Origin of the sequence: Micromonospora sp. LHW51205 (assembly GCF_003315815.1) — a bacterium.
In the GTDB taxonomy this organism is placed as follows: Bacteria; Actinomycetota; Actinomycetes; order Mycobacteriales; family Micromonosporaceae; genus Micromonospora; species Micromonospora chalcea.
The window spans coordinates 817882-841965 of the sequence record NZ_QMEZ01000001.1; the positions used below are offsets into that span (position 1 = coordinate 817882).

Annotated in this window: 25 protein-coding genes; 5 read left to right on the plus strand and 20 right to left on the minus strand. The window is 72.6% G+C overall.

Annotated elements, in window-relative coordinates:
- Positions 1–22: 22 nt before the first annotated feature.
- The 8 genes from DQE82_RS03750 to DQE82_RS03785 all read right to left on the minus strand — a co-directional run bounded on the left by DQE82_RS03750 (position 23) and on the right by DQE82_RS03785 (position 7147).
- Positions 23–1354 carry an NAD(P)/FAD-dependent oxidoreductase gene (locus tag DQE82_RS03750; RefSeq protein ID WP_043326553.1) on the minus strand — a complete coding sequence of 444 codons (1332 nt, stop codon included), beginning with the start codon at positions 1352–1354 and terminating at the stop codon, positions 23–25.
- Positions 1355–1457: 103 nt separating this feature from the next.
- Positions 1458–2021: a hypothetical protein gene (locus DQE82_RS03755; RefSeq protein ID WP_043326554.1), complete on the minus strand. Its 564-nt coding sequence runs from the start codon at positions 2019–2021 to the stop codon at positions 1458–1460.
- The gene (locus DQE82_RS03760) at positions 2018–3379 is read right to left on the minus strand and encodes a DUF58 domain-containing protein (RefSeq protein WP_104114265.1); all 1362 of its coding nucleotides are present in this window, start codon (positions 3377–3379) and stop codon (positions 2018–2020) included. Before DQE82_RS03760 ends, DQE82_RS03755 begins: the two co-directional genes overlap by 4 nt.
- On the minus strand, positions 3379–4377 hold the full coding sequence (locus DQE82_RS03765; RefSeq protein WP_043326556.1) for a MoxR family ATPase: 999 nt from the start codon (positions 4375–4377) through the stop codon (positions 3379–3381). Before DQE82_RS03765 ends, DQE82_RS03760 begins: the two co-directional genes overlap by 1 nt.
- On the minus strand, positions 4377–4961 hold the full coding sequence (locus DQE82_RS03770) for a hypothetical protein (protein ID WP_064447685.1): 585 nt from the start codon (positions 4959–4961) through the stop codon (positions 4377–4379). Before DQE82_RS03770 ends, DQE82_RS03765 begins: the two co-directional genes overlap by 1 nt.
- Complete coding sequence (locus DQE82_RS03775; protein WP_043326558.1) at positions 4958–5689, minus strand: DUF4129 domain-containing protein; 732 nt, start codon at positions 5687–5689, stop codon at positions 4958–4960. The genes DQE82_RS03770 and DQE82_RS03775 overlap by 4 nt, the downstream gene beginning before the upstream one ends.
- Positions 5690–5709: 20 nt before the next feature.
- Positions 5710–6423 (minus strand): uracil-DNA glycosylase, encoded by a 714-nt coding sequence (locus DQE82_RS03780; RefSeq protein WP_064447684.1) that lies wholly within the window; start codon positions 6421–6423, stop codon positions 5710–5712.
- A 19-nt stretch (positions 6424–6442) separates the two neighbouring features.
- A complete protein-coding gene (locus DQE82_RS03785; protein ID WP_043326560.1) occupies positions 6443–7147 on the minus strand; it encodes a dienelactone hydrolase family protein in 705 nt (234 codons plus the stop codon).
- 176 nt (positions 7148–7323) lie between these two features.
- Here DQE82_RS03785 and DQE82_RS03790 point away from each other — a divergent pair, with 176 nt between their 5' ends.
- Together DQE82_RS03790 and DQE82_RS03795 are read left to right on the plus strand one after the other, a co-directional pair.
- Positions 7324–7686, plus strand: coding sequence for a type II toxin-antitoxin system RelE/ParE family toxin (locus DQE82_RS03790; RefSeq protein WP_113972017.1), 363 nt, complete (start codon positions 7324–7326; stop codon positions 7684–7686).
- On the plus strand, positions 7683–8000 hold the full coding sequence (locus DQE82_RS03795) for a helix-turn-helix domain-containing protein (RefSeq protein WP_113972018.1): 318 nt from the start codon (positions 7683–7685) through the stop codon (positions 7998–8000). The genes DQE82_RS03790 and DQE82_RS03795 overlap by 4 nt, the downstream gene beginning before the upstream one ends.
- A gap of 81 nt (positions 8001–8081) precedes the next feature.
- Here the strand turns inward: DQE82_RS03795 and DQE82_RS03800 are convergent, their stop codons facing one another.
- From DQE82_RS03800 to DQE82_RS03810, 3 genes are read right to left on the minus strand one after another with little or no spacing between them, the layout of a single operon-like run.
- The gene (locus DQE82_RS03800; RefSeq protein WP_113972019.1) at positions 8082–9038 is read right to left on the minus strand and encodes a hypothetical protein; all 957 of its coding nucleotides are present in this window, start codon (positions 9036–9038) and stop codon (positions 8082–8084) included.
- Complete coding sequence (locus DQE82_RS03805; RefSeq protein WP_030271259.1) at positions 9035–9367, minus strand: PadR family transcriptional regulator; 333 nt, start codon at positions 9365–9367, stop codon at positions 9035–9037. Before DQE82_RS03805 ends, DQE82_RS03800 begins: the two co-directional genes overlap by 4 nt.
- A 48-nt stretch (positions 9368–9415) precedes the next feature.
- Positions 9416–9604, minus strand: coding sequence for a hypothetical protein (locus tag DQE82_RS03810; protein ID WP_370446773.1), 189 nt, complete (start codon positions 9602–9604; stop codon positions 9416–9418).
- A gap of 178 nt (positions 9605–9782) precedes the next feature.
- Here DQE82_RS03810 and DQE82_RS03815 point away from each other — a divergent pair, with 178 nt between their 5' ends.
- Positions 9783–9974, plus strand: a complete 192-nt coding sequence (locus DQE82_RS03815; protein ID WP_222947856.1) for a hypothetical protein — start codon at positions 9783–9785, stop codon at positions 9972–9974.
- 817 nt (positions 9975–10791) lie between these two features.
- On the opposite strand, the gene DQE82_RS03820 is transcribed toward DQE82_RS03815, so the two are convergent.
- Genes DQE82_RS03820 through eno form a run of 5 tightly spaced genes read right to left on the minus strand, consistent with a single transcriptional unit; the run spans position 10792 to position 14804 of the window.
- Positions 10792–11721: a Ppx/GppA phosphatase family protein gene (locus tag DQE82_RS03820; RefSeq protein ID WP_113972021.1), complete on the minus strand. Its 930-nt coding sequence runs from the start codon at positions 11719–11721 to the stop codon at positions 10792–10794.
- A gap of 46 nt (positions 11722–11767) precedes the next feature.
- Positions 11768–12277 carry an amino-acid N-acetyltransferase gene (locus DQE82_RS03825; protein WP_043326570.1) on the minus strand — a complete coding sequence of 170 codons (510 nt, stop codon included), beginning with the start codon at positions 12275–12277 and terminating at the stop codon, positions 11768–11770.
- A gap of 1 nt (position 12278) precedes the next feature.
- The gene (locus tag DQE82_RS03830) at positions 12279–12833 is read right to left on the minus strand and encodes a DUF501 domain-containing protein (protein WP_064447681.1); all 555 of its coding nucleotides are present in this window, start codon (positions 12831–12833) and stop codon (positions 12279–12281) included.
- Positions 12834–12856: 23 nt separating this feature from the next.
- Positions 12857–13492: a septum formation initiator family protein gene (locus DQE82_RS03835; RefSeq protein ID WP_043330639.1), complete on the minus strand. Its 636-nt coding sequence runs from the start codon at positions 13490–13492 to the stop codon at positions 12857–12859.
- Between the two features lie 28 nt (positions 13493–13520).
- Complete coding sequence (eno, locus tag DQE82_RS03840; RefSeq protein WP_113972022.1) at positions 13521–14804, minus strand: phosphopyruvate hydratase; 1284 nt, start codon at positions 14802–14804, stop codon at positions 13521–13523.
- Positions 14805–15017: 213 nt separating this feature from the next.
- Here eno and DQE82_RS03845 point away from each other — a divergent pair, with 213 nt between their 5' ends.
- Together DQE82_RS03845 and DQE82_RS03850 are read left to right on the plus strand one after the other, a co-directional pair.
- Positions 15018–15710 carry a hypothetical protein gene (locus DQE82_RS03845; RefSeq protein WP_064447679.1) on the plus strand — a complete coding sequence of 231 codons (693 nt, stop codon included), beginning with the start codon at positions 15018–15020 and terminating at the stop codon, positions 15708–15710.
- On the plus strand, positions 15707–16546 hold the full coding sequence (locus tag DQE82_RS03850; RefSeq protein WP_113972023.1) for an NAD(+) diphosphatase: 840 nt from the start codon (positions 15707–15709) through the stop codon (positions 16544–16546). The genes DQE82_RS03845 and DQE82_RS03850 overlap by 4 nt, the downstream gene beginning before the upstream one ends.
- Positions 16547–16550: 4 nt before the next feature.
- On the opposite strand, the gene DQE82_RS03855 is transcribed toward DQE82_RS03850, so the two are convergent.
- From DQE82_RS03855 to mfd, 4 genes are all read right to left on the minus strand, one after another.
- A complete protein-coding gene (locus DQE82_RS03855; RefSeq protein WP_113972024.1) occupies positions 16551–18170 on the minus strand; it encodes a DUF885 domain-containing protein in 1620 nt (539 codons plus the stop codon).
- A gap of 412 nt (positions 18171–18582) precedes the next feature.
- Complete coding sequence (locus tag DQE82_RS03860) at positions 18583–19557, minus strand: nucleoside triphosphate pyrophosphohydrolase (RefSeq protein WP_113972025.1); 975 nt, start codon at positions 19555–19557, stop codon at positions 18583–18585.
- Positions 19554–20324 carry a SurA N-terminal domain-containing protein gene (locus DQE82_RS03865; protein ID WP_113972026.1) on the minus strand — a complete coding sequence of 257 codons (771 nt, stop codon included), beginning with the start codon at positions 20322–20324 and terminating at the stop codon, positions 19554–19556. The genes DQE82_RS03860 and DQE82_RS03865 overlap by 4 nt, the downstream gene beginning before the upstream one ends.
- A 47-nt stretch (positions 20325–20371) precedes the next feature.
- Complete coding sequence (gene mfd, locus DQE82_RS03870; protein WP_113972027.1) at positions 20372–24019, minus strand: transcription-repair coupling factor; 3648 nt, start codon at positions 24017–24019, stop codon at positions 20372–20374.
- Between the last annotated feature and the right edge of the window lie 65 nt (positions 24020–24084).

Sequence of the window (24084 nt, forward strand, 5' to 3'; positions counted from 1 at the left end):
AGGGCCTTTCGTCCGGCAGGCGTCAGACGCGCGCGGCGACCGGCGGGGCGGACGCCTCGGCGAACTCCTCACGCGGGTCGTGCAGCTGACCCAGCGCCACCACCTCACGCTTGAGGAAGAACGCCAGCGTCCAGTCGACCACCACGCGCACCTTGCGGTTGAACGAGGGGATCCGCGACATGTGGTACGTCCGGTGCATGAACCAGGCCGGCCAGCCGGTCATCTTGATGCCGTAGACCTGCGCCACACCCTTGTGCAGGCCGAGGCTGGCCACGCTGCCGGCGTGCTTGTGCTTGTAGTCGACCGGCTCGCGCCCGCGGATCACGTTGGCGATGTTGTCGGCCATCCGCGCCGCCTGCCGCACCGCGTGCTGGGCGCTCGGCGAGCAGAAGTTGCCCGGCTCCTTGGTCAGGTCCGGCACGGCGGCGCAGTCGCCGGCGCTCCACGCGCCCTCGACCACCCGGTCGCCGTCCACGATCTGCAGCGTCGGCCGGCAAGTGACCCGGCGGCGCTCGTCGCGCGGGAAGTCCGTGGCGTCGAGCATCGGCGACGGCTTCACACCGGCGGTCCAGACGATGGTGTCGGACGGGAAGCTGTCGCCGTCGGAGAGCTTCACCACACCGTCGACGCAGGACTCCAGCCGCGTGTCCAGGCGGATGTCCATGTCCCGCTTCATCAGCTGCTGCACCGTGTAGGCGCCCATGTCCCGGTCGACCTCGGGCAGCACCCGCTGGGTCGCCTCGACCAGCACCCAGCGCATCTCCTCCGGCTTCAGCTCCGGGTAGTAGCGCAGCGCGTCGCGGGCCATGTCCTCCATCTCGGCGAGCGCCTCGATGCCGGCGTAGCCGCCACCGACGAAGGTGAACGTCAGCGCGCGGCTGCGTACCGCCGGGTCGGTGGTGGAAGCCGCCACGTCGAGCCGGTCCAGCACGTGGTTGCGCAGGTAGATGGCCTCACCGATGGTCTTGAACCCGATGCCGTGCTCGTGCAGGCCGGGAATCGGCAGGGTGCGGGAGACCGAGCCGGGCGCGACCACCACGTGGTCGTACTGGATCTCCCGGGCCGGGCCGCTGATCGGCTGCACCACTGCGGTCATGCGGTCGTGGTCGATCCGGGTGACGGTGCCCGCCACCACGGTGCACTTGCGCAACTCCCGCCGCAGCGGCACGACGGCGTGCCGCGGGGAGATGTTGCCCGCCGATGCCTCCGGGAGGAACGGCTGGTACGTCATGTGCGGCTGCGGGTCGACGACGATGACCTCGGCCTCACGCCTGCTCAGCTTCTTGGACAGGCGCAGAGCGGCGTACAGGCCCACGTGACCGGCACCCACGACAAGGATCCGCTTCGGGTTCACGTCATCTATCTTTCCCCGGCGGCCCCCGGTAATCCCGCGCGAGACCCCCTTCTGTGACGGAGCACAACCCATGTGACCTGCGCAACGTCACCGGAACGCTGCGTCACTTGCGACGCAGCAACCAGCCCAGCAGCGCGCTCAGCCCCACCGCCACCAGCAGCCCCACCACTGTCGCCGCCTGCGAGCCGTCCGTCCCGCCGACGCCACCCAGCCACGCCAGCACCACGCCGAGCACAGCGCTGGCGAGCACCACCCCGCCCGCCCGGCTCAACCACCGGAACACCACGTCCGGGTCGATCAGCCCGTCGTAGGGCAGCAACGCGGCGAGCGCGCAGAGCGAGTGCGCCAGATAGAGCAGCGTCGCCACGGCGAGCAGCCGCCACAGCGCCGGCGGCCGGTCGAAGCCGAGCGTGGCCAGCAGCCAACCGCCGACCGTCACCAGCGCGGCGAACGTCGGCCAGATCCGGCGCGGTCCGAACGCCGGCAGCACCGCGGCCACCGCCAGGGCCAGCAGCGAGCGCGCGGTGAGGGCCTGCACCGGGTACGCGAGCAGGAAACCGGCCAGCACGGTGAGGAAGATGCCGCCGCGTACCAGCAGCGGCAGCGGGCTGACCCGGGCGGCCGCGTACCGCAGTGCCCGTACCCGCTCGACCAGGGCATCCGTCATCTGAGTCCTGCCTTCGGGGCGGTCGCCAGCCGGGCCACGTCGCGGAGCACCTCGTCCAGGCTGCCCGCGCCGGCCCAGCGCACCACCGGCACGCCGTGCTCGCGGAGCTGGCCGATCATCGTGTCCCGGTCCAGCCGCCACAGCCGGTACGCCACCTCGGCCCAGCCCCGCTCCTTCGGCACCGGCAGTTCGGCCGGCAGCGTGTCCACCGCCACCACGAACCGGCCGCCGCGGGCCAGCCGGGCCAGCATCTGCGCGGACCGCTCGTCCAGCAGCGGGGTGAGCACCACCACGAGCGCGTCCGAGGAGAGCAGTTGCGGGCCGAAGACCTGGTCGTACGGCTCGTGCGGGGACGACTCGGCGTGCACGTCGAGCAGCCACTCCAGCACGGTCAGGTACTGCCGCCGCCCGGTGGCCGGACGCAGCCGGCGCGCGGCCGGGCCGTACTCCAGCATCGACACCCGGTCACCGCGGTGCAGGTAGTGCTCGGCGATAGCGGCGGCGGCCCGAACCGTGGTGTCCAGCACCGACGCCGGGCCGTTCACGCCACCGGAGCGGCCCGCCTCGGCGAGCACGTCCAGCAGCACCACCACCTCGGCGTCCCGGTCCGAGAGCGTCGCCGCCACGTGCAGTTGGCGGGCCCGCAGCGACACCCGCCAGTCGATGCGGCGCAGCCGGTCGCCGGGCGCGAACACGCGTACCCCGGCCAGTTCGCCGCCCTCCCCCGGCCGCCGCGATCGGTGCGCGCCGACCAGCCCGGCGGCCCGGGGCATCGCCTCGACCGCGTCGAACGGCTCGGTACGCGGGTAGACCCGGGCCCGGATCGGGTCGGTGATCACCGCGCGGGAGACCAGCAGCCCGTCGGCGACGGCGACCCGCACCCCGGCCGGGCCGATCGGGTGCCGCCCCCACCGCAGCGCCGTGCCGGTCAGCTCCAGGTCGACGGCGCTGCCCCGGGGTACGGAGGTGACGAACGGGCGGTCCGCCCCGCCGGAGCGGCTCACGTCCAGCCCGGTGCCGCCGAAGCCGACCTGCTCCACGCGCAGCCAGCGCGACATCCGCGTCCGCACCACCGCGAGGTCGTACCCGACCAGGTCCGGGTTGGCCACCGCGACGGTCGCGGCCAGCGGGGAGCCCTCGACCAGGTGGGTGTCCCCGACGCCCAGCTCCAGTTCCGGCAGGCCCGCGGGGCGGCGGCGCAGCGCGTACGCGGTGCCCAGCGCAAACGGCGTGGCGAGCACCACCAGGTCGATGCGGCCGAGCAGGACCGCCGCGACGAGCAGCACGCCGGTGAGCAGCACGGCCCGGCCGAGCGCCCAGGTGGGCGCCCAGCCGCTCGCCGCCTCGGCCCGATCCATCAGCGCCCGGCGGCGTAGCTGGGCAGCGCGCCGCTGGCCGGGGCGGGCGTGGACTCCAGCACCTCGCCGACCACGAACGCCGGGTCCACCCGGCGCAGCCACATCTCCGGCCGCAGCGTGATCCGGTGCGCCAGCGCGGGCGCCGCCACCGCCTTGACGTCCTCCGGCACCACGTAGTCGCGGTTGGCGAGCACCGCCCGGACCCGGGACAGCAGCAGCAGGGCCAGCGAGCCGCGCGGGGACGCGCCGACGAGCACCGACGGGTGCTCCCGGGTGGCGGCGGTGAGCGCCACGATGTACCGGCCGACCGAGTCCTCGACCACCACGTCCTCCAGCGCCGCCTGCATGGCGCGCAGCGTCGCGGCGTCCACCACCGGCTTGATCTCCGCCTCCTCGCGGCGGCGGGCGATCCGGCGGCGCAGCACGTCCCACTCCTCGTCGTGGCTGGGGTAGCCGAACGACACCCGCAGCAGGAACCGGTCGAGCTGCGCCTCCGGCAGCGGGTACGTGCCCTCGTACTCGATGGGGTTGGCGGTGGCCAGCACGTGGAACGGCTCGTCCAGGCGGTAGGTCACGCCCTCCACCGACACCTGCTTCTCCTGCATCGCCTCCAGCAGCGCCGACTGCGTCTTCGGCGGCGTCCGGTTGATCTCGTCGGCGAGCAGCAGGTTGGTGAACACCGGCCCGGCCCGGAACGCGAAGTCGCCGCTGCTCTGGTCGTAGAGGAACGAGCCGGTCACGTCGGCGGGCAGCAGGTCCGGCGTGAACTGGAGCCGCCGGAAGTCCAGCCCGAGCGCCTGCGCGAAACAGCGCGCGGTGAGCGTCTTGCCCAGGCCGGGCAGGTCCTCCAGCAGCACGTGACCACCGGCGAGGATGCCGGCCAGCACCAGCTCCAGCGCGTCCCGCTTGCCGACCACGACGGTGCCGACCGCCTCCAGGACGGCCCGGGCGAGCCGGCCCACCTCGGCGGGGGCCATGCTCCGGTCCACGTCGTTCATCAGATCTTCTCCAGTTCGGCGACGATCGCCGCGAGGTCGCGCGGCGACGGAGGGCGGCGGGCGGGGGTGGTGAGGAACGTCCACAGTGGCTCGCCGAGCAGGGCGCGGGCGCGGGCCGGATCGGACTCGCGGGTGACGCCGTGGCGCTGGCGCAGCCGCTCGTCGGCCAGCTCGCCGAGGCGCGGCAGGATGCGTTCGGTGAACCGCTCCCGGTTGTCGCCGGACCAGTCCAGCGGGCGCTCCCAGCCGTTGATCGCGGTGCGCAGCGCGTCCCGGGCGGACCAGTTCCAGGTGCCGGGCTCCTCACCGGCGGGCGTCCGGGCGCCGGCGCGGGGCGGCGGCGGGGGCGACAGCGCGGCGGTGACCCGGCGTACGGCGAGCACGGCGAGCACCCCGGCCACGATGATCCAGATCGGCACCTTCAGGCCGACCGCGCGCAGCCCGACCACGACCACCACCACGACGGCGGCGGTGACCGCGGCGGTACGCAGCAGCAGGCGTGCCCGGCCACCGCCCGAGGGGCGTACGTCCTCCCCGGCGGGCTCCTCGCCGAACGACAGCAGGTCGTCGATGCTGGTGCTCACGACGCCTCCCCCGCCAGGCTGGTCAGCTCGCCGCGCAGCCGGCGTAGCGCGGCGCGGGCCTGGTCCCGGGTGTGCTCGTCGACCGGGTGCGTGGCGTACCGGGCCTCCCGGTAGACGTGCGCGAACCCGTCGAGCACGTCGGCGCTGGCGATCGCCGGGATGCCGGCCTCCGGGTCGCCGCGCAGCAGCCGGGCCACCAGGTCGGTCGGGGTGTCGCCGGTGTGCCGGGGCACGCCCGCGTCCTCGGCGGCCTCCTCCAGGCGCACCCAGCACGCGATCACAGCGGTACGCGGGTCGGTGGAGCGGTCGTCCAGTTCGACGAGCCCGGCGTCGAGCGCGGCCACCACCTCACGCGCGGTCCCCTCGGCGGTACGCCGAGAGCGCCGCACCGGCACCGCCCGGGTCGTCCGCCGCAGCGCGCCCCGGAGCACGTTCCACAGGACGTACCCGATGGCGCCCAGCACCACCGCGAACAGCAACGCCACGGCGGCGGTGGCCAGCCAGTCGGGCACACCGCCCGACGTGGACTCACCCACGTCGCGGGGTTCCACCGGGTACGACGGCACCGCCTCCGGCGACGGGTACTCCGGCACGTACGGGATGGTGTCGGCGGCCGGCGGGATCCGGCTGGCCCCGATGGCGGAGTGACCGGCGGCGAACGCGGCGAGCGCGAGCAGCACCGTCACCGCGGCGACCGGCCACCACCTGCGCAGTACGCCGAAATCCATCCCACCGCCTCAGGTGTTCCTCAGTCCACCCCGGCCAGGTCCTTCGCCCGGGTGAACACGTCGTCCAGCATCGCCGGTGTGAGCCGGCCGGTGAACGTGTTCTGCTGGCTGACGTGATAGCAGCCCAGCAGGTCCGGCACGGACTCGCCGGACCAGTGTGCCCCATGGCCGAACGCCGGTCGCGGCGTGGGCGGCCGCTGCCCGTACACCTGGCGTAGCACCGGCCACCACGCGGCCCACGCGAACGCGCCCAGCGCGACCACGACGCGCAGCGTGGGCCGGATCAGTTCTACCTCGCGGTGCAGCCACGGCGCGCAGGTGTCCCGCTCGGCCGGGGTGGGCTTGTTGTCCGGCGGCGCGCACCGCACGGCGGCGAAGATGCGGGTCTCGCGCAGCGTCAGGCCGTCGTCGGCGGAGACGCTCGTCGGCTGGTTGGCCAGCCCGGCCCGGTGCAACGCGGCGAACAGCACGTCACCGGACCGGTCCCCGGTGAAGATCCGGCCGGTGCGGTTGCCGCCGTGCGCGGCCGGCGCCAGACCGAGAATGGCGATGCGCGCGTCCGGCGGGCCGAGGCCGGGCACCGGCCGTCCCCAGTAGTCCTGGTCGCGGAACGCGGCGCGCTTGACCCGCGCCACCTCCTCCCGCCACGCCACCAGGCGCGGGCAGGCGAAGCAGTCGCTGACCGCGCCGTCGAGGTCGGCCAGGTCGGCCGCCCGCGCGGCGCGGGCGACCACGTCCTGCGGGGTACGCGACTCAGCCAAGCTTCGCCCGGAACAGTTCCAGCGTGCGGGCCCAGGCGGTGGCGGCGGCCCGCTGGTCGAAGTGCTCCGGCCGGTCCTCGTTGAAGAACGCGTGTGCGGTGCCCGGGTAGTCGAACGTCTGGCAGGTGCCACCGGCCGACTCGATGGACCGGCGGACGCTCTGCACCCCGTCGGCGGCGGAGAGGCCGTCCGCCTCGGAGCAGTGGATGAGCGCGGCCTTCCCGGCGTAGCCGGCCCAGCCGCCTTCGTCCGCCGCTCCCACGGCCATGCCCTCCCAGGGCAGGCGCGGGTAGAACCCGGCGGTGGCCACGATGCGCTCGGAGAACGTGCCGGACCACAGGGCCAGGCTGGCGCCCGCGCAGAACCCGGCGCAGCCCACCTTGCCGGCGACCTCGGGCCGGCTCGCCAGGTATTCGGCGGCAGCGGCGATGTCGCTCGCCGCCTCGTCCATCTGGGAGCTGTTGAGCATCAGCCGCGGCTCGGTCGGCTTCACGGCCGGTCCGCCGTGCCGGAAGTCGGGCGCGAGCGCGACGAAGCCGGCCTCCGCGAAGCGGTCGACCACGGCCCGTACGTGGGGTACGAGACCCCACCAGTCCTGGATGACGATGACCGCCGGGCTGGCCACACCGCCGGAGGGTATCGCGAGATACCCCTCGCTCGTCCCCCCGTTGCCGGTGAAGCTCACCATCTCGCCCATGGGCCCGTCCTCCTTGCGGTCAGTCAACGTTGGCTGGTCGCACAGTTGGCTGTTACGTGCCGGTAGCGTGCCACGCGGTCAGCGGCCCGGGGAAGACAGAACAACAGTGGCATTCACCTCCTGTTGAACCACCCCACAGGCATACGCATAGGTATAGCGATTGCTAAACTGATCGCGTGAGGGCTGGAGACTGGGACGTCTACCTGGTCGATGAGGTGCGGCAGTGGATCGATGCACTGGACGCGCCCACCCACGCGCGGGTGGTGCAGGCGATCGACCTCCTGGCAGAGCACGGACCGGGACTCGGTCGGCCCCTCGTCGACACCATCCACGGCTCGTCCGTCGCGAACTTGAAGGAACTCCGACCCGGCAGCGTGCGTATTCTCTTCGCGTTCGACCCGTGGCGCTCCAGCATCCTGTTGGTTGCCGGCGACAAGTCCGGCCGGTGGAAGACGTGGTACCAGGAGGCGATACCGGTCGCCGAGCACCGCTACGAGCTCTACCTCAAGGATCGGGCACGAGAGGAGGGGAAGGCATGAGCGACTACTCCCGATGGCAGGACATCCGCGCCGACCACGTCGCCCGGGCCGGAGGCGAAGAGGCGGTCGACGCGGGCAAGCAGCAACTCCTCGCCGAGGTCATTGGTCACCGGCTCGCGGAAGTACGCCGAGCGCGAGGGCTGACCCAACAGCAGGTGGCTGACCGGATGGGCGTCACCAAGGGACGGATCTCCCAGATCGAACAGGGAAAGATCTCCGGTCAGGACGTGGTGGCCCGGTTCGCCGCCGCCCTGGGTGGCCGACTCCATCAGGCGATCTACTTCGACGACGGCGACATCGCCGCCATCGCCTGACAGCGCTCCGCGCGAGATCTTGGAAGATTAGGGCCCTCATGGGGGCCGTTTCCTTCCAAGATCTCGCGGTATCGAGCGCGCTCAGGGAGTTGACGTGGGTTCCGGGGAAGCGCTGGTGGTGGGCGTGGCATTGCCGGTGGGGGTGGCACTGCCGGTGGGCGCGAGTGCGGGCGGAGCGATCGACGGCGAGGCCGGCGGACCGAACGGGGCCAGCTCCGGGCAGTACGGGTAGGTGTTACGCATCTCCGGCACCGCGCCGGCGTCAGCCATGCAGCTCGGCCAGCCGAGCCGGATCGGCACGCCGTTCTGGTCGAAGAGCCGCGCGTCGCGAATCAGCCGCCCCTGCTGGTCGTAGACGAAGACGTCCTCGATCCGGTCGTACCTGTGGTCCACCGACGTCTGCTCGTAACTGCCGTAGCTGTCGGTGTCGGCGCGCTCGTCCACCTGGGCCAGCACGGCGAAGGAGAACAGCAGCAGCGCGGCGGTGGCGATCTGGTGCAGTTGGCGCCGCCACCCGGTGATCCCGGCGGATCGGCGACCCCACCACATGGACGCGACGATCGCGCCGATGAGCAGCAACAGCCCCGTCGAGCTGTTGCCGTCCAGCCGGGGCACCAGGCCGGACCGGCCGTCCACCATCCACGCCACGATCAGCGCGGCCAGCCATCCGCGCACCAGCCACCAGGCCGGGCGCAGCGGGCGCAGGAAGTCGCTCACCGTCTCGTGCCCGAGCACCGGGCCGAGCTGGCGGTCGAGCAGACGCAGCTGGGTAGCCGCCTCCCGCCGGGCCTCGGCGAGGCGGTGGAAACGCGCCGGCCGCCGGCTCGGCTGGGCACCGGCGACGGCGCGCAGCTCGGCGGCGTACGCCTCGGGGGTGCCCAGCCGGTCGACCAGCGTGCCCTCGCCCTCGGCGGCGACCTCGGCGAGGTGTTCCGGCAGTTCCTCGGTCAACTCGTCGCGGACCTCCGGCGGCAGGTCGGCGAGCGCGGCCCGCACCCGGTCGACGTAGTCCGTGATCTCCTGCCCCATGACGGTCATGCCGCCATCCCCCGATCGTCGAGCAGCGCGTCCATGGTGGTGGCGAACGAGCGCCAGGTCTTGCCGGAGCGGGTGAGCTGGTCACGCCCGGCGGCGTTGAGCGAGTAGTACTTGCGGTGCGGCCCGGACTCGCTCGGCACCACGTACGTGGTGAGCAGACCGGCCGCGAACAGCCGGCGCAGCGTGCCGTAGACCGAGGCGTCGCCGACCTCGGTGAGACCGGCCTCGCGTAGCCGCCGCAGGATGTCGTAGCCGTACCCGTCCTCGTCCTTGAGCACGGCGAGCACCGCGAGGTCGAGCACGCCCTTGAGGAGCTGCGTGGTATCCACGCTCCGCACAGTAATGCGCAATACGCACTACCGTCAACGACACAGCACCTACAGGCGGGCGGTCCATCCGATGAAACGGTCGAACAGGTCGGCCGGGTTCGGGTTGGTGCGCAGCAGGTCGGCGGTGGCGTCGAACAGGCAGCCGGCCATGTGGATCGACAGGGCGACGCGGTCGCGCCGGTAGTCGAGCAGCAGCAACAGGCGGGCCGGCTGGCACGGCCAGGGGGCCGCGCACACCCGGCACAACCACAACGGCCGCATCGGGACGTGCGGCCGCACGACCCGGCGACCGCGATCGGGTACGGGAGAACAGTTCCCCATGCTCATCCCCCGATCGTGCTCGCATCGTTGGCGATCGTCAACCCCTATCGCTGTTAGCGATCGTCAGGCAATCGCAGCTACCTACCGTCAAGGGGTGGTCGAGTTCGTGGGAATCGCTGAGATCCGAGACATGCTCGGCGGCGTCTCGCGTGCCCGTGCGTCAGTTGTCGCTTCGCGACGTGACTTCCCCGCGCCCTACCAGGTGCTCCGGATGGGCCAGATCTGGCGGAAGTCCGACGTCGAGAAGTGGATCAGGGAACACCGCCCCGACCTGGCGACGGACTGACGCCGCCCGCCCCTTCTTGTTGACCAAGGAGTTGGCGTACCCGTAGTCGACCCGCATAGACACGAACTCCTTGATCACCGCCCCAGAAGCGGCGGCAAGAGCACCAGAGGCTACTGCGGGGACTTCTGGCACTCTGGCGAACGGCTGATTCTTAACCTCGCCCGTTCGGTTTGATCGCTTGTTCTGTTGGCGTCCACAACAGACTATTGCCGACATTCACGGCCGTCGGCGGTGCCAGAGAGGGCTCTGACGACACGCCGAGCGGGCGCGCCCAACTTGACGGGTAGTTGTGGCCCGGCTGAACTTGATGACGACCACACGGAGTTACACGGGTGTAAGTACCCGGAGCTAGCAACGCCCGGGGGGCAATCCCGGGCGCTGCTGGTGACTCCCTCTAAGTGCGGCTACACAAGGGGGTGTCGTCAATTGGCGACGGTAGCAAGTCCCAACGGTTCGGACAAGAAAGTCCGGGACCGACACACCGTGATCCTGGACTACCTTAAGACAGCACCGGGGGTGCTGACCGGGGTAGCAGCGGTGCTAGCGGCCCTAACAGGGTTGCTCGCCGTCATCGTCCGGTAAGCCCGCGAGGGAGGGGCGGCCGGTACCGCCCCTCCCTTCGCGTCAGTCGATCTGGGCGAGGCCGGAAGCCCGAAGTGCAGACCATCAACTTCCCTAAATGTCCGTCCTGACTGGTCAAGGAGCACCAGGACGGCGCAGGGATCGACGCAGCTACGCCAGGAAGGAACCGCCACAGTTTGAGCCCGCTGCCCGCGTTGGTTCGACGCGTGCACCACGCTTTCGAGACTGGTGGCTGCTACAGCATGCTGTAGCAGATGCCGTCGAGGATGTCGTGCTCGGAGGCGACCACCGACGGCATCCCGGCCCGCTCCATGATCACTCGCAGCACCAGCGCGCCCGCGCCGATCACGTCGGCCCGCCCCGGGTGCATCACCGGGTACGCCAGCCGCTGCTCACTGCTCTTGCCCAGCAGGTCGGCGGTCACCTCGGCCACCTGCTCGTACGAGACGCGGGCGTGGTGGATGCGGCTCGGGTCGTACTCCTGGAGCCCTTGCGCCAGCGCGACCACGGTGGTGACCGAACCGGCCAGCCCGACCAGCGTGGCGGCCTCGCGGCCGGGCACGGCGGCGAGCGCGCGGTCGACGGCGGCGGCGATGTCGGCCTCGGCGGCGGCGATCTGCGCCGCGGTCGGCGGGTCGCCGTGCAGGTGGCGCTCGGTCATCCGGACGCAGCCGATGTCCACCGAGATCGCGCCCCGGACGCCGTCGGCGCGGGTGCCGACGACGAACTCGGTCGAGCCGCCGCCGATGTCGACCACCAGGTACGGCGGTTCGGCGTCGGCGGGCAGGCCGCGCACCGCGCCGGTGAACGACAGGCGTGCCTCCTCGTCGCCGGTCACGACCTCGGGCGGTACGCCGAGCGTGCGCTCGACCATCGTCCGGAAGTCGGCGGCGTTGGAGGCGTCCCGGGAGGCCGAGGTGGCGCACATGCGGACCCGGTCGGCACCGGACTTCTCGATCTCGGCCGCGTAGTCGGCGAGCGCCACCCGGGTCCGCTCGATGGCCTCCGGGGCGAGCATGCCGGTCTGGTCGACGCCCTGCCCCAGCCGCACGATCTCCATCCGCCGGCTGACGTCCACGAGCGGCGCCGTTTCCCCGGCCGAGGGGTCGGGCAGGTCGGCGATCAGCAGTCGGATCGAGTTGGTCCCGCAGTCGATGGCTGCCACACGCGCACTCACGGCGCCCACCCTACGGCAGCCCGCCCGGGGCAGCTCAGAGGCGCAACAGCATGCGGGAGTTGCCCAGGGTGTTGGGCTTGACCCGTTCCAGGTCCAGGAACTCCGCGACACCCTCGTCGTACGAGCGCAGGAGCTGCTCGTAGACCGGCTGCGGCACGGGCGCGCCGTCGATCTCGCGGAAGCCGAACGAGCCGAAGAAGCCGGTCTCGAACGTGAGCACGAAGATCCGGGCGATGCCCAGGTCGCGCGCCGAGTCGATCAGCTCACCGACGATCCGGTGCCCGATCTTGTGGCCCCGGCAGGACGGGTCGACCGCCACCGTCCGGATCTCGGCCAGGTCCTCCCACATCACGTGCAGCGCGCCGCACCCGACCACAGTGCCGTCCGGCGTCACCGCGACCCGGAACTCCTGCACGTCCTCATACAGCGTCACAGTCGCCTTGCTGAGCAGCCGCCGGTCGTCGGTGTAGGTGTCCACCAGCCGCCGGATGCCGCGCACGTCGGCGGTGCGGGCCCGGCGCACAGTGATCTGGTCGGCGCTCATCTCACTCCGCCGGCACGTCCACGCAGGGGCCGGCGGCCCACCACTTCTCCACCAGCGCCAGCGTCTCGTCGCCGAACGGGTTGACCCCCGGCCCGGCGGCGAGCGCGTGCCCCAGGTGCACGTGCAGGCACTTCACCCGCCCCGGCATGCCACCGGCCGAGATGCCGGCGATCTCCGGCACCTCGCCGATCGCCTCCCGGCGGGTCAGGTAGTCCTCGTGCGCCGCCCGGTAGCGCGCGGCCAGCTCCGGATCCTCGGCGAGCCGCTCGGCCATCTCCTTCATCAGCCCGGCCGACTCCAGCCGGCTGCACGCCGCCGTGGCACGCGGGCAGGTCAGGTAGAACAGCGTCGGGAACGGCGTGCCGTCGGCCAGCCGGGGCGTCGTCTCCACCACGTCGGGCAGGCCGCACGGGCACCTGTGGGCCACCGCACGGGTGCCGCGCGGCGGGCGTCCGAGCTGCGCGGCCACCGCGGCCAGGTCGGCCTCGGTGGCCGGCTGGCGTTCCGGCGGGGGTACGGAGTCCGCCGCCGGCTCCTGCGGTGGTACGACGCTCAAGGTTGTGCCTCTCGAATCAAAGCTCACTTGTCCTGGCGCTCGGCGTTCGCCGCCCGCACGCTCGACCACAGGGTGTCGTACCAGGGCTCCGGCGCGGTCGGCGCCCCCGGCTTCGCGTCCTTGCCGGCGTCCTTGGCCGCGCCCTCCGGGTCGGAGAGCACCACCAGCAGCGTCTCGCCCGGCTTGCCCATGAAGAACCGCTCCCGGGCCTGCGTCTTGACGTACTCCGGGTCCTTCCACTTGGCCGCCTCGGCGGTGAGCCGCTCGATCTCGGCCCGCTGGGCGGCCTGCGCGGCCTCCATCCGCTCGATGTCCGCCTGCTGGTCCAGGTAGACCCGGACCGGATAGGTGTATGCCAGCGCGAGCGCGATCAGCACCGCGAACAGCACTGTGGCGCGCCCGGTGAAGCGCCGGGGTTGGGGTGCGGTGAGCCGCTTGACCGGACCACCGGCAGCGGTACGCCGGGCCGCGGCGGGGCGGCTCGCGGAGCGTACGCCGTCGCTGGCCCGGGACGCGCCGGGTGACCGGCCGGCGGCGCGCGTCTCCGCGCGGACGCCGTTGTCGCGGGCCGTGGACCGGACCCGGGCGCCGCCCGTCCGGCCGGGCTGACCCGGCCGACGGGCGGGCCGCTGGCCACCCGGTGTGCGGCGCTGCTGCATCGTCACACCCCTCCCCCGGAGCGCTCGCTCAGGCCGAACGGTAACGCGGGAACGCGCCGACGCCGGCGTACCGCGCCGCGTCGGCCAGCTCCTCCTCGATCCGCAGGAGCTGGTTGTACTTGGCCACCCGGTCCGAGCGGGCCGGGGCGCCGGTCTTGATCTGCCCGCAGCCGGTGGCGACGGCCAGGTCCGCGATGGTGGTGTCCTCGGTCTCGCCGGAACGGTGGCTCATCATGCACTTGAAGCCGGCCCGGTGAGCCAGGTCGACGGCGTCCAGCGTCTCGGTGAGCGAGCCGATCTGGTTGACCTTGACGAGCACCGCGTTGGCGGCCTGCTCCGCGATGCCCCGGGCGATGCGCTGCGGGTTGGTCACGAACAGGTCGTCGCCGACGATCTGGATCCGGTCGCCGAGCGCGGCGGTCAGGGTGGCCCAGCCGCTCCAGTCGTCCTCGGCCAGCGGGTCCTCGATCGACACGATCGGGTAGTCGCCGGCGAGCTTGGTGTAGTAGTTGCTCATTTCCTCGGCGCTCTTCGCGGTGCCCTCGAACGTGTACGTGCCGTTGTCGAAGAACTCGGTGGCGGCCACGTCGAGCGCGAAGACGATGTCGGTGCCGAGCCGGTAGCCGGCCTTCTCCACCGCCTCGGCGATCAGGTCCAGCGCGGCGGCGTTGGTGGGCAGGTTCGGGGCGAAGCCGCCCTCGTCACCCAGGCCGGTGGACAGGTCCTTCTTCTTCAGGACCGACTTCAGCGCGTGGTAGACCTCGGCGCCCGAGCGCAGCGCGTCCCGGAACGTCGGCGCGCCGATCGGCGCGATCATGAACTCCTGGATGTCGACGTTCGAGTCGGCGTGCGCGCCACCGTTGAGGATGTTCATCATCGGCACCGGGAGCAGGTGCGCGTTCGGGCCGCCCAGGTAGCGGAACAGGCTCAGCTCGGCGCTGCCCGCGGCGGCCTTGGCCACGGCCAGGGAGACGCCGAGGATGGCGTTCGCGCCCAGCTCGCCCTTGTTGTCCGAGCCGTCGATGTCGATCATCTTCTGGTCGATCAGCCGCTGCTCGCTGGCCTCGTAGCCGATGAGCTGGTCGACGATCCGGTCCTCGATGTTGGCGACGGCCTTCTCGACACCCTTGCCCAGGTAGCGGTCCTTGTCACCGTCGCGCAGCTCGACCGCCTCGAAGGCGCCGGTGGAGGCGCCGGACGGCACCGCGGCGCGGGCGATCGTGCCGTCGTCGAGCCCGACCTCGACCTCGACCGTCGGGTTGCCCCGCGAGTCCAGGATCTCCCGGGCGACGATTCCCTCGATGGTTGCCACTGAGTCGCTCCTCGTTTGTGTGGTTCCGGTCCGATATGGGCCGCGACGGTGCGGCTGAGGCAGGTGTTGAACGCAGCGTATCGGTCCCCGCCCCGCCGTACGCCGCTCGGGGCGGCCCCCGAGGCGCTTGCTGAGACGGACATTCCCGGATTACCGGTCGTCAACCGGCAACCGGTTTGCGAGAGGTTGCGTCGATCGACAAGGCTGGGCATCATGCCTGCCGCCTCGACGACTCTCCGCGTGCTCGCCGCCTCGGTCATCGCGTCGCTCTCGGTCACCGGCTGCCAGGCCCTGGACGACGCGGGCGTCGCGCTCGGTCGGGCCGACCTGGTCAACGACCTCGCCGCGCGGATGGACCGGGCGCTGGAGCAGACCTGGGCCGCCGACTACCAGCTCGACGGCGGTCGCACCGCCTCGATCGCGCAGACCAGGAAGCCGCTGCGCTCCACGTACACCTGGCCCGGCGGCAAGATCACGGTGACCCAGGAGTCGGTGACCCGGTGCGCGAGCACCGCCGCCCGCACCTCCTGCACCGTGTCTCCGCCCGTGCTCACCGCCGGAAAGCCCTCGGTGATCGTCTACGACGAGGCACGCAAGCAGGGCCTGGTCACCCCGCCCGCGGTGATCCGGCTGCTCACCGAGGCCGCGCTCGCGCCGGACGCGGTCATCGAGCAGAGCGACACCACGCTGGCCGGGCACCATGCCACCTGCGTGAACGTCACCCACGACGGTGAGCGCTTCAGCACCTGCGTGACGAACGAAGGCGTGCTGGGCAGCTTCTCCGGCACGATCGACGGCAAGCCGGCCGAGGTGACGCTGAGCCGCTACACCGAGAGCGTCGAGGCCGCCGCGTTCGCCGTACCGGCCGGCGCGGGTGTGGTGGACCGCCGCCCCGCCACGTCGTGACCCCGCCCGACGGCGCCGGGTTCCGGCCCGCCGCCGATCACGGGCGGCCGCCGCAGCCGGGCGACCTGGCGCTGCCGGTCGCCGGCCGGAAACTGCTGACCGGCCCGGACGCCGCGCAGCCGCTGCGCATCGGCGCGCTGCCCGGCGACCTCGCCTGGACACCCGTCGGCACGCTCGACGGCACCCCGGCGTGGGCGGCCGAGGTCACCGACCCCGAGTCGCTGCCCGGCCGGTGGCGCGGCTGGCGCGGCCTCGCCGCCGAACTGCCCGCACCCCACGCCGACCTGGCCGGGCGGGCGCTCGCCGTGGTCACCTGGCGGCGTACGCACAGGTGGTGCGGGGCGTGCCGGGCCGAACTGGCCGACGTGCCGGGCGAGACCGCGCGGCGCTGCCCGGACTGCGGGCTGACCGTGTTCGTGCCGCTGTCCGTGGCGGTACTGACCGCGGTCACCCGCCCCGGCCCGGCCGACGGAGCAGACGAGCTCCTGCTGGTCCGGCACGCGCAAGGGCCGACGCAACTGTGGGCGCTCGTCGCCGGGTTCGTCGAGGCCGGCGAGTCGCTGGAGGCGGCGGTGCACCGCGAGGTCGCCGAGGAGGTCGGCCTGACCCTGCGCCGCCCCGCGTACGTGGACAGCCAGCCGTGGGCGCTGACCGGACCGGGCACACTGCTCGCCGGGTTCACCGCCGAGGTGACCGACCCCGCCGCCGAACCGGTGGCCGACGGCACGGAGCTGACCGAGGCGCGCTGGTTCCCGGTCGACGCGCTGCCCGCCGAGCTGCCGCCCGCGTACTCCCTGTCGCGCTGGCTGATCGACGCGGTCGCCGCCCGCCGGTGAGCCCTCACACCCCCAGCAGGGTGCGCAGGTGGCGCGGCGGCGGGCAGTCGTACGCCAGCATGGCGTCGTGCCAGTCGCGCACCGGCACGCCGTCCGGCCGGGCGGCGGCGATGTCGGCCATCTCGCTGTAACCGACGAAGTACGTCGACAGCTGCGTGGAGGTGAGCAGCGCCCGCCGCCACTTGCCGGCCGCCTCCCCCTCCTCCTGGAAGCCGCGCCCGGTCATCAGCGCCATCGCCTCGGCCTCGGGCAGGTCGTCGCAGTGCACGAGCTGGTCGAGCAACGCGTTGATGGTCATCCGCAACTGCATCTTGAGCTGCTGCAACCGCACCGGCAGCCCGCCGAAGCCGAGCCCGGCCATCAGCTCCTCGGTGTAGACCGCCCAGCCCTCGATGAACACGCCCGACTCGGTGAGCGCGCGTACCCGCGTCGGCCCGTCGTAGCGGCGGGCGTGCGCGAGCTGGAGGAAATGACCGGGCATCGCCTCGTGCACGGTCAGGTTGCGGATCATGTGGTCGTTGTACTCCCGGTAGAACGACTCGACCCGCTGCGCCGGCCAGTCCGCCGGGGTGGGCGCGATGCAGTAGAACGTCGGCACGTCGGCCGTCTCCAGCGGCCCCGGCGAATCACAGTAGGCGACCGCCACACCCCGCGCGAACTCCGGCATCTCCTGGATCACACACGGGTCACCGACCATGCTGACCAGGTCGTGGTGGCGCACGAAGTCACTCGCCTCGTCCAGCGTCACCGAGGCGAGGTCGACGATGGTGGCGTCGTCCGGGTGCTCGGCGGCCAGCAGGTCCAGCGCCCGGCGTACCGTCTCGTCGTCGGCCGGGCCACCGACCAGCTCGACGGCCGCCGCGCGGATCTCCTCGGTGACCCGGTCGAGGTTCGCCCACGCGCGGCGCTGCACCTCGGCGGCGCTCAGCTCGGTGTCGAGCGTGTGCCACAGCCGCGCCTCCCAGCGCCGCCGGCCCAGCCGCGGGTCACGCCCCGGGCCCGCATCGGCCGCCAGACCCTGCCGCAGCCACGCCACGAACTCCTCCAGCGCGGCGATCGCCTCCGTGGCCGCCGGGCCGACCCGGTCACGCAGCGCCGGCGCCTGGGCGAGCAACGCCGGCACCTCGTCGCGGATCAGCGCCGCCGTGCCGGTGAACTGCCCGACCGCCGTCTCCGCGTGGATGCGCGGCATGTCCCGCAGCGTCGCGCGCGCTGTCGCAAGCGCATCGGGTACGGCCGACAGGCGCCCGGCGAGGCTGGTCAGGCGCTCCTCGGCCGGGGCGAAGGGACGGGCCAGCAGGGCGTGCAGCAGCGGCCCCGGATTGTGGCGCAGCGGATCCCACTCGTGGGCGCGAATCTCGGTGGCCTCGAACAGCCCTCTGTCGATCATGCTGGTGAGCAGCGCGTGGTCGACGCTCTCCGCCACGTCGAGCGCGTCCGGGTCGATCTCGGCGAGCGCGTCCGCCGCGTCCTTCAGCATCGCCTGATCGGCGGCGAGCGCGTCCGCGGACAGATCGGGCAGCCGGTCGTCGTAGCGGTGGTCCCCGGCGGAGGTGGCCAGCCCGGGCCGGCTCTCCAGCAACGCCTCCACGATCCGCTCCGCCAGCGGTACGAACGACTCCATACCCGGCACCCTACCGATCACCCCCGACCCCTTCCCCGACCCAGCTCCCGCCCGCCGGGCCACCCTCCGCGTTGATCAAGGAGTTCGCGTCCCCAGTAGTGCCCGCCGCGACCCCAAACTCCTTGATCACCGACACGGCCCGCCGGGTGGCTGGGCAGATCTTGAGATGCGGTCTACGAGTCTCGGGAAGCGAGAGGGCTCGACTCGGGCCGGCAGCGCGCTGGGTCCCGACCGGGCGGACAAGGACCCTCCGCGATCTTGCACTTCCTGACCGGACGGAAGGGACATTTGCGACGCCCAGGGGGCCGCAAGTGCAAGATCGCGGGGGCGGGAGGGCGGGAGGGCGGGAGGGCGGGGCGGGAGAGCGGGAGGGCGGGGCGGGAGGGCGGGAGGGCGGGAGGGGTGGGCGGGGTCAGGTGGGGCGTTCGGCGGCTCGGACCGCCTCGGCGTACGCCAAGGTGGCACGACGCAGGGCGGCCTCGGGATCGATGCCGGCCTGCCGGGCGGCGGCGACAGTGGCCAGCAGGCTCGCGCCGAGCCGGCCTTCCGGGTCCACCTGCGACTCGGCCAGCGGGGGCGGTACGGCCAGGCCGACCCGACCGGCGCGGTCCAGGATCTTCGCGGCCAGCGCGAGCGCGGGCTGGCTCAGCGCGATGCCGTCCAGCACCGATTCGCGGGTCTTCTCGGCCCGCTTGATCCGTTCCCAGTTCGCCTCGATCTCCTCGATCGAGCCGGCCGGCTCGCCGGAGAACACGTGCGGGTTGCGCCGCACCATCTTGTCGACGAGCGTTCCGGCCACGTCGTCGACGGTCCAGCTCTTGCCGTCCGGCAGGTCCTCGGCCAGCCGGGCGTGCAGCAGCACCTGGAGCAACACGTCGCCCAGTTCCTCGCGGAGCGCGTCGGTGTCGTCGGCGCTGATCGCGTCGTACGCCTCGTAGCACTCCTCCAGCAGGAACCCGGCCAGGCTGCGGTGGGTCTGCGCCCGCTTCCACGGGTCGCCGCCCGGGGAGGCCAGCCGGTCCATCACCTCGACCGCGTCGAGCAGCCGGGCGCCGGGTGGGTCCCACGAGCCGTACATCAGTTCCAGCTCGGCCAGCCCGGGCTCGCGGGCCAGCCGCAGCCCCAGCTCACGGGCCAGCGTCTCGTCGCCGGCCGGGCCGGCCAGCCACACCGCCCCGCCATGCGTGGCGGCGGCGTCGAGCAGCGCCTGGGTCGCGCCCTCGGTCACCACGCTCACCTCGGCGCCGGCCGTCCGGACCGCCCGGGTCAGCTCGCTCTCCGCACCGGCGAGGACCGGCGCGGAGCGTACGGCGTCCCAGGCGGCCGAGGTCAGCAGGCCGGCGGGCAGCCGGGGCGAGGTGACGAGCAGGACGATGCGGGCGGTCATGCGGTTCCGGGGGCCGGCGAACCACCGGCCGGCGCCTCCGGCGTCGAGATGTCGGTGACCGGGCCGTCCTGGTTGACGTAGGGCAGGGAGTAGAAGACGAGCGACTGGCCGGTGTTGACGAGCGACGGCACGCCGCTCACGCCGAACCGGGGGTTGACGCTCACGTCCACCTTCTCGGCCTGCTGCTGCAGCGCGTTGCTGAGCGCGGTGGCGCTGCGCACGAACCCGGCCTCGCCGAACGCCTGCCGGACCTGGTCGACGGTCAGGCCCGGCTGGATCGCCCCGGTCTTCTCGATGGCGCGGTAGACGGCCATCAGGGACTCGTCGCTGAGGTCGGCCGGGGGCAGGCTCTGCTGGAGGGTGGCGGAGAGGTCCACCCACTCGCCCCACAGCTTCGTGTACTCGGTGGTCGCCGGCATCCGCAGCGGCTGCTGAAGCTGCTCCGGGGACACCTCGTCGGTGACCTGGAGGCCCTTCTCGGCCGCGACGCGCTTGCCGAGGTCGAGCGCGACGAGCAGGTTCAGCACGTCCTGCCGGGTCACCGGGGACCGCAGCTCCTCCGGCGACGGCGTCTGCGGCGCCTGGTTCCGGACGGCGTCCGCGTACTGCCGCTGCGCGTCGTCGTAGATCGCATCGACCCGCTCGACGGAGTAACGGGTGTCTCCGACGTAGGCGGCGACGTCCGGGGCGGACCGGCCACAGGCGGCGAGAGAGAGCGCGGCAAGGGCCGCGACGCTGACGGCGACGAGGGAACGACGTGCACGCATGTGGCTCACTCTCTCACGCCCCGTACCGGCCTGTGACTCCACCCACCTCATCGCGCACCCGCCGGGACGGAGACTGCCAGCTCCTCGGGCTTGCCCAGGACATCCGCCAGGAGCTGCTCGCACCACTCCAGCAGCGCCTGGTCGCGCAGCGGCTCGCCACCGATCCGCCGGGTGCTGGGCCGGGGAACGCTGACCTGGTCGAGCGCCTGCTTGTAGACCGAGTCCGGGTGGTAGCGCTTGAGCCGCATCTGCTTCGAGTCGGGCAGCGGCAGCGGGCCGAACCGGATGTGCTTGCCCTGCATCGACACGTCGGTGAGCCCGTAGCGGCGGGCCAGCAGCCGGAACCGCGCCACGGCGACCAGGTTCTGCACCGGCGCGGGCGGCTCGCCGTACCTGTCGGTCATCTCGGCGACCACCTCGCGCAGCCGCTCGGCGTCGCGGGCCTCGGCGAGCTTGCGGTACATCTCCAGGCGCAGCCGCTCCACTCCGACGTAGTCGTGCGGCAGGTGCGCGTCGATCGGCAGGTCGACCTTGACCTCCGTCTCCTCCTCGGTGCTCTCGCCCTTGAACGCGGACACCGCCTCGCCGACCATCCGGACGTACAGGTCGAAGCCGACGCCCTCGATGTGGCCGGACTGCTCGCCGCCGAGCAAATTGCCGGCGCCGCGGATCTCCAGGTCCTTCATCGCCACGTACATGCCCGCGCCGAGTTCGGTGTGCTGGGCGATGGTGGCCAGCCGCTCGTGCGCGTTCTCGGTGAGCGGCTTCTCCGGCGGGTAGAGGAAGTACGCGTACGCCCGCTCGCGGCCCCGGCCGACCCGGCCGCGGATCTGGTGCAGCTGGGCCAGGCCGAGCAGGTCGGCCCGCTCCACGATGAGCGTGTTGGCGTTCGGGATGTCGATGCCGGACTCGACGATGGTGGTGCAGACCAGGACGTCGAACTCCTTCTCCCAGAAGCCGACCATCACCTTCTCCAGCGCCTCCTCGCCCATCTGGCCGTGCGCCACCGCGACCCGGGCCTCCGGCACCAGCTCCCGCAACTTGCGGGCCGTCTTCTCGATCGACTCGACCCGGTTGTGCAGGTAGAAGACCTGACCGTCGCGGAGCAGCTCGCGGTGGATGGAGGCGGCCACCTGCCGGTCGTCGTACGCGCCGACGAACGTGAGCACCGGGTGCCGCTCCTCCGGCGGGGTGGCGATGGTGGACATCTCCCGGATGCCGGTGATCGCCATCTCCAGCGTGCGCGGGATCGGGGTGGCCGACATGGCGAGCACGTCGACCGAGGCGCGCAGCGTCTTCAGGTGCTCCTTGTGCTCGACGCCGAACCGCTGCTCCTCGTCGATGATCACAAGGCCCAACTGCTTGAACCGGGTGGACGCCTGGAGCAGCCGGTGGGTGCCGATGACGATGTCGACGGTGCCGGCGGCGACCATCTCCAGCGTCTGCTCGGTCTCCTTCGGCGTCTGGAACCGGGACAGCTGCCGGATCGACACCGGGAACTGGCTCATCCGCTCGGCGAACGTATTGTAGTGCTGCTGCACCAGCAGCGTGGTCGGCACCAGCACCGCCACCTGCTTGCCGTCCTGCACCGCCTTGAACGCCGCCCGTACCGCGATCTCGGTCTTGCCGTAGCCGACGTCGCCGCAGATCAGCCGGTCCATCGGGACGGTTTGTTCCATGTCCCGCTTGACCTCCTCGATGGCGGCCAGCTGGTCCGGCGTCTCCTGCCAGGGGAAGGCGTCCTCCAGCTCCCGCTGCCACGGGGTGTCGGGGGCGAAGTTGTGCCCCTTGGACGCCTTGCGCGCGGCGTAGAGCTGGATGAGCTGCGCGGCGATCTCGCGGACCGCCTTGCGCGCCCGCGCCTTGGACTTCTGCCAGTCCGAGCCGCCCATCTTGTGCAGCGTGGGCTGCTCGCCGCCGACGTAGCGGGAGAGCTGGTCGAGCTGGTCGGTGGGGACGAAGAGGCGGTCGCCGGGCTGGCCGCGCTTGCTCGGCGCGTACTCGATGACCAGGTATTCGCGGCTGGCACCGTTGACGGTGCGCTGCACCAGCTCGACGTACCGGCCGATGCCGTGCTGCTCGTGCACCACGAAGTCGCCGGCCTTCAGCTCCAGCGGGTCGATGGTGTTGCGCCGCCGGCTGGGCATCTTGCGCATGTCGCGGGTGGAGGTGCCCCGGCCGCCGGTGACGTCGTTGCCGGTGAGCAGCACGAACTTCGACGCCTCGTCGACGAAGCCGGCGGTCAGGCAGCCGCACGACACGAGCAGCTCGCCCGGTGCGGGCGCGGTGGGCACCTCCTCGGTGAGCCGGGCGCCGAGACCGGCGTCGCGGAGCACCTCGACGGCCCGCTGGGCGGGGCCGTGCCCCTCGAAGACCAGCGCGATCGACCAGCCCTCGCCGGCCCAGCGCTTCAGGTCCTCGACCACCCGGGCCGTCTCGCCGTGGTAGAGCGGGGCCGGCTGGGCGGCCAGGCTCACCGCGATGGCGTCGTCGGGGGTGACGTCGACCTCGGCCGGCGCGTCCTCCCAGGGCTGCCGGGCCGGTGCCGCGTCCGCCTCGACCAGGCCGAACGGCGCGAGCGTCCACCAGGGCTGGCGCAGGGCGCGGGCTGCCGTGCGTACCTCGGCCAGGGTCTTGAAGGCGGCGGCGCCGAGGTCGACCGGGGCCTGGCCGCCGACGGCGGCTGCGGCCCAGCTGGCCTGGAGGAACTCCTCCGAGGTACGGACCAGGTCGTGCGCGCGGGTGCGGATGCGCTCGGGGTCGCAGAGGAGTACGTGGGTGCCGGCCGGCATGCAGTCGACGAGCAGTTCCAGCGCGTCGGCGCCGATCAGCACCGGCGCGAGGGACTCCATGCCCTCCACCGGGATGCCCTCGGCGAGCTTGTCCAGGATCTCGGCCAGCTCGGGGTGCTCGGCTGCGAGCGCGGCGGCCCGCTCCCGCACGTCCGGGGTGAGCAGCAGCTCGCGGCACGGCGGCGCCCACATCTGCGCGACGCCCTCGATGGTGCGCTGGTCGGCGACCGCGAACGTGCGGATCTCCTCCACCTCGTCGCCCCAGAACTCGACCCGGGACGGGTGCTCGTCGGTGGGCGGGAAGACGTCCAGGATGCCGCCGCGTACGGCGAACTCGCCGCGCTTGGTGACCAGGTCGACCCGGGCGTACGCCATGTCGGTGAGCCGGCGGGCGACCTCTTCCAGGTCGGCCTCGTCACCGGCGGCGAGCTGGACGGGTTCCAGGTCGCCGAGGCCCTTGAGCTGCGGCTGGAGCAGCGACCGGACCGGCGCGACCACGACCCGCAGCGGCCCGGTGCGGCCGTGCGCGTCGGCGGCCTCCGGGTGGGCGAGGCGGCGCAGCACGGCGAGGCGCCGCCCGACCGTGTCGGAGCGGGGCGACAGGCGCTCGTGCGGCAGCGTCTCCCAGGACGGGAAGACCGCCACCTGCTCCGGCGGCAGCAGGCTGCCCAGCGCGGAGGCCAGGTCGTCGGCCTCCCGGGTGGTGGCGGTGACCGCGAGCACGGGACGGCCCGCGCCGCCGGCCGGCTCGTCGGCGGCGACCGCTGCCACCGCGAACGGGCGCAACGCGGCGGGGGCGGTGAGGTCGAGCCCGTCGACCTGCGCGGCACCGGAGCGCGCCAGGTCACGCGCCCGGGCCAGCCCCGGGTCGGCCAGGGCGGCGGAGAAGAGTCCGGTGAGCATCAGTGATCACTTCCAGCGGATCGACACACGACGACGACCCCGCGTCCAGCCGGACGGGGGGTGCA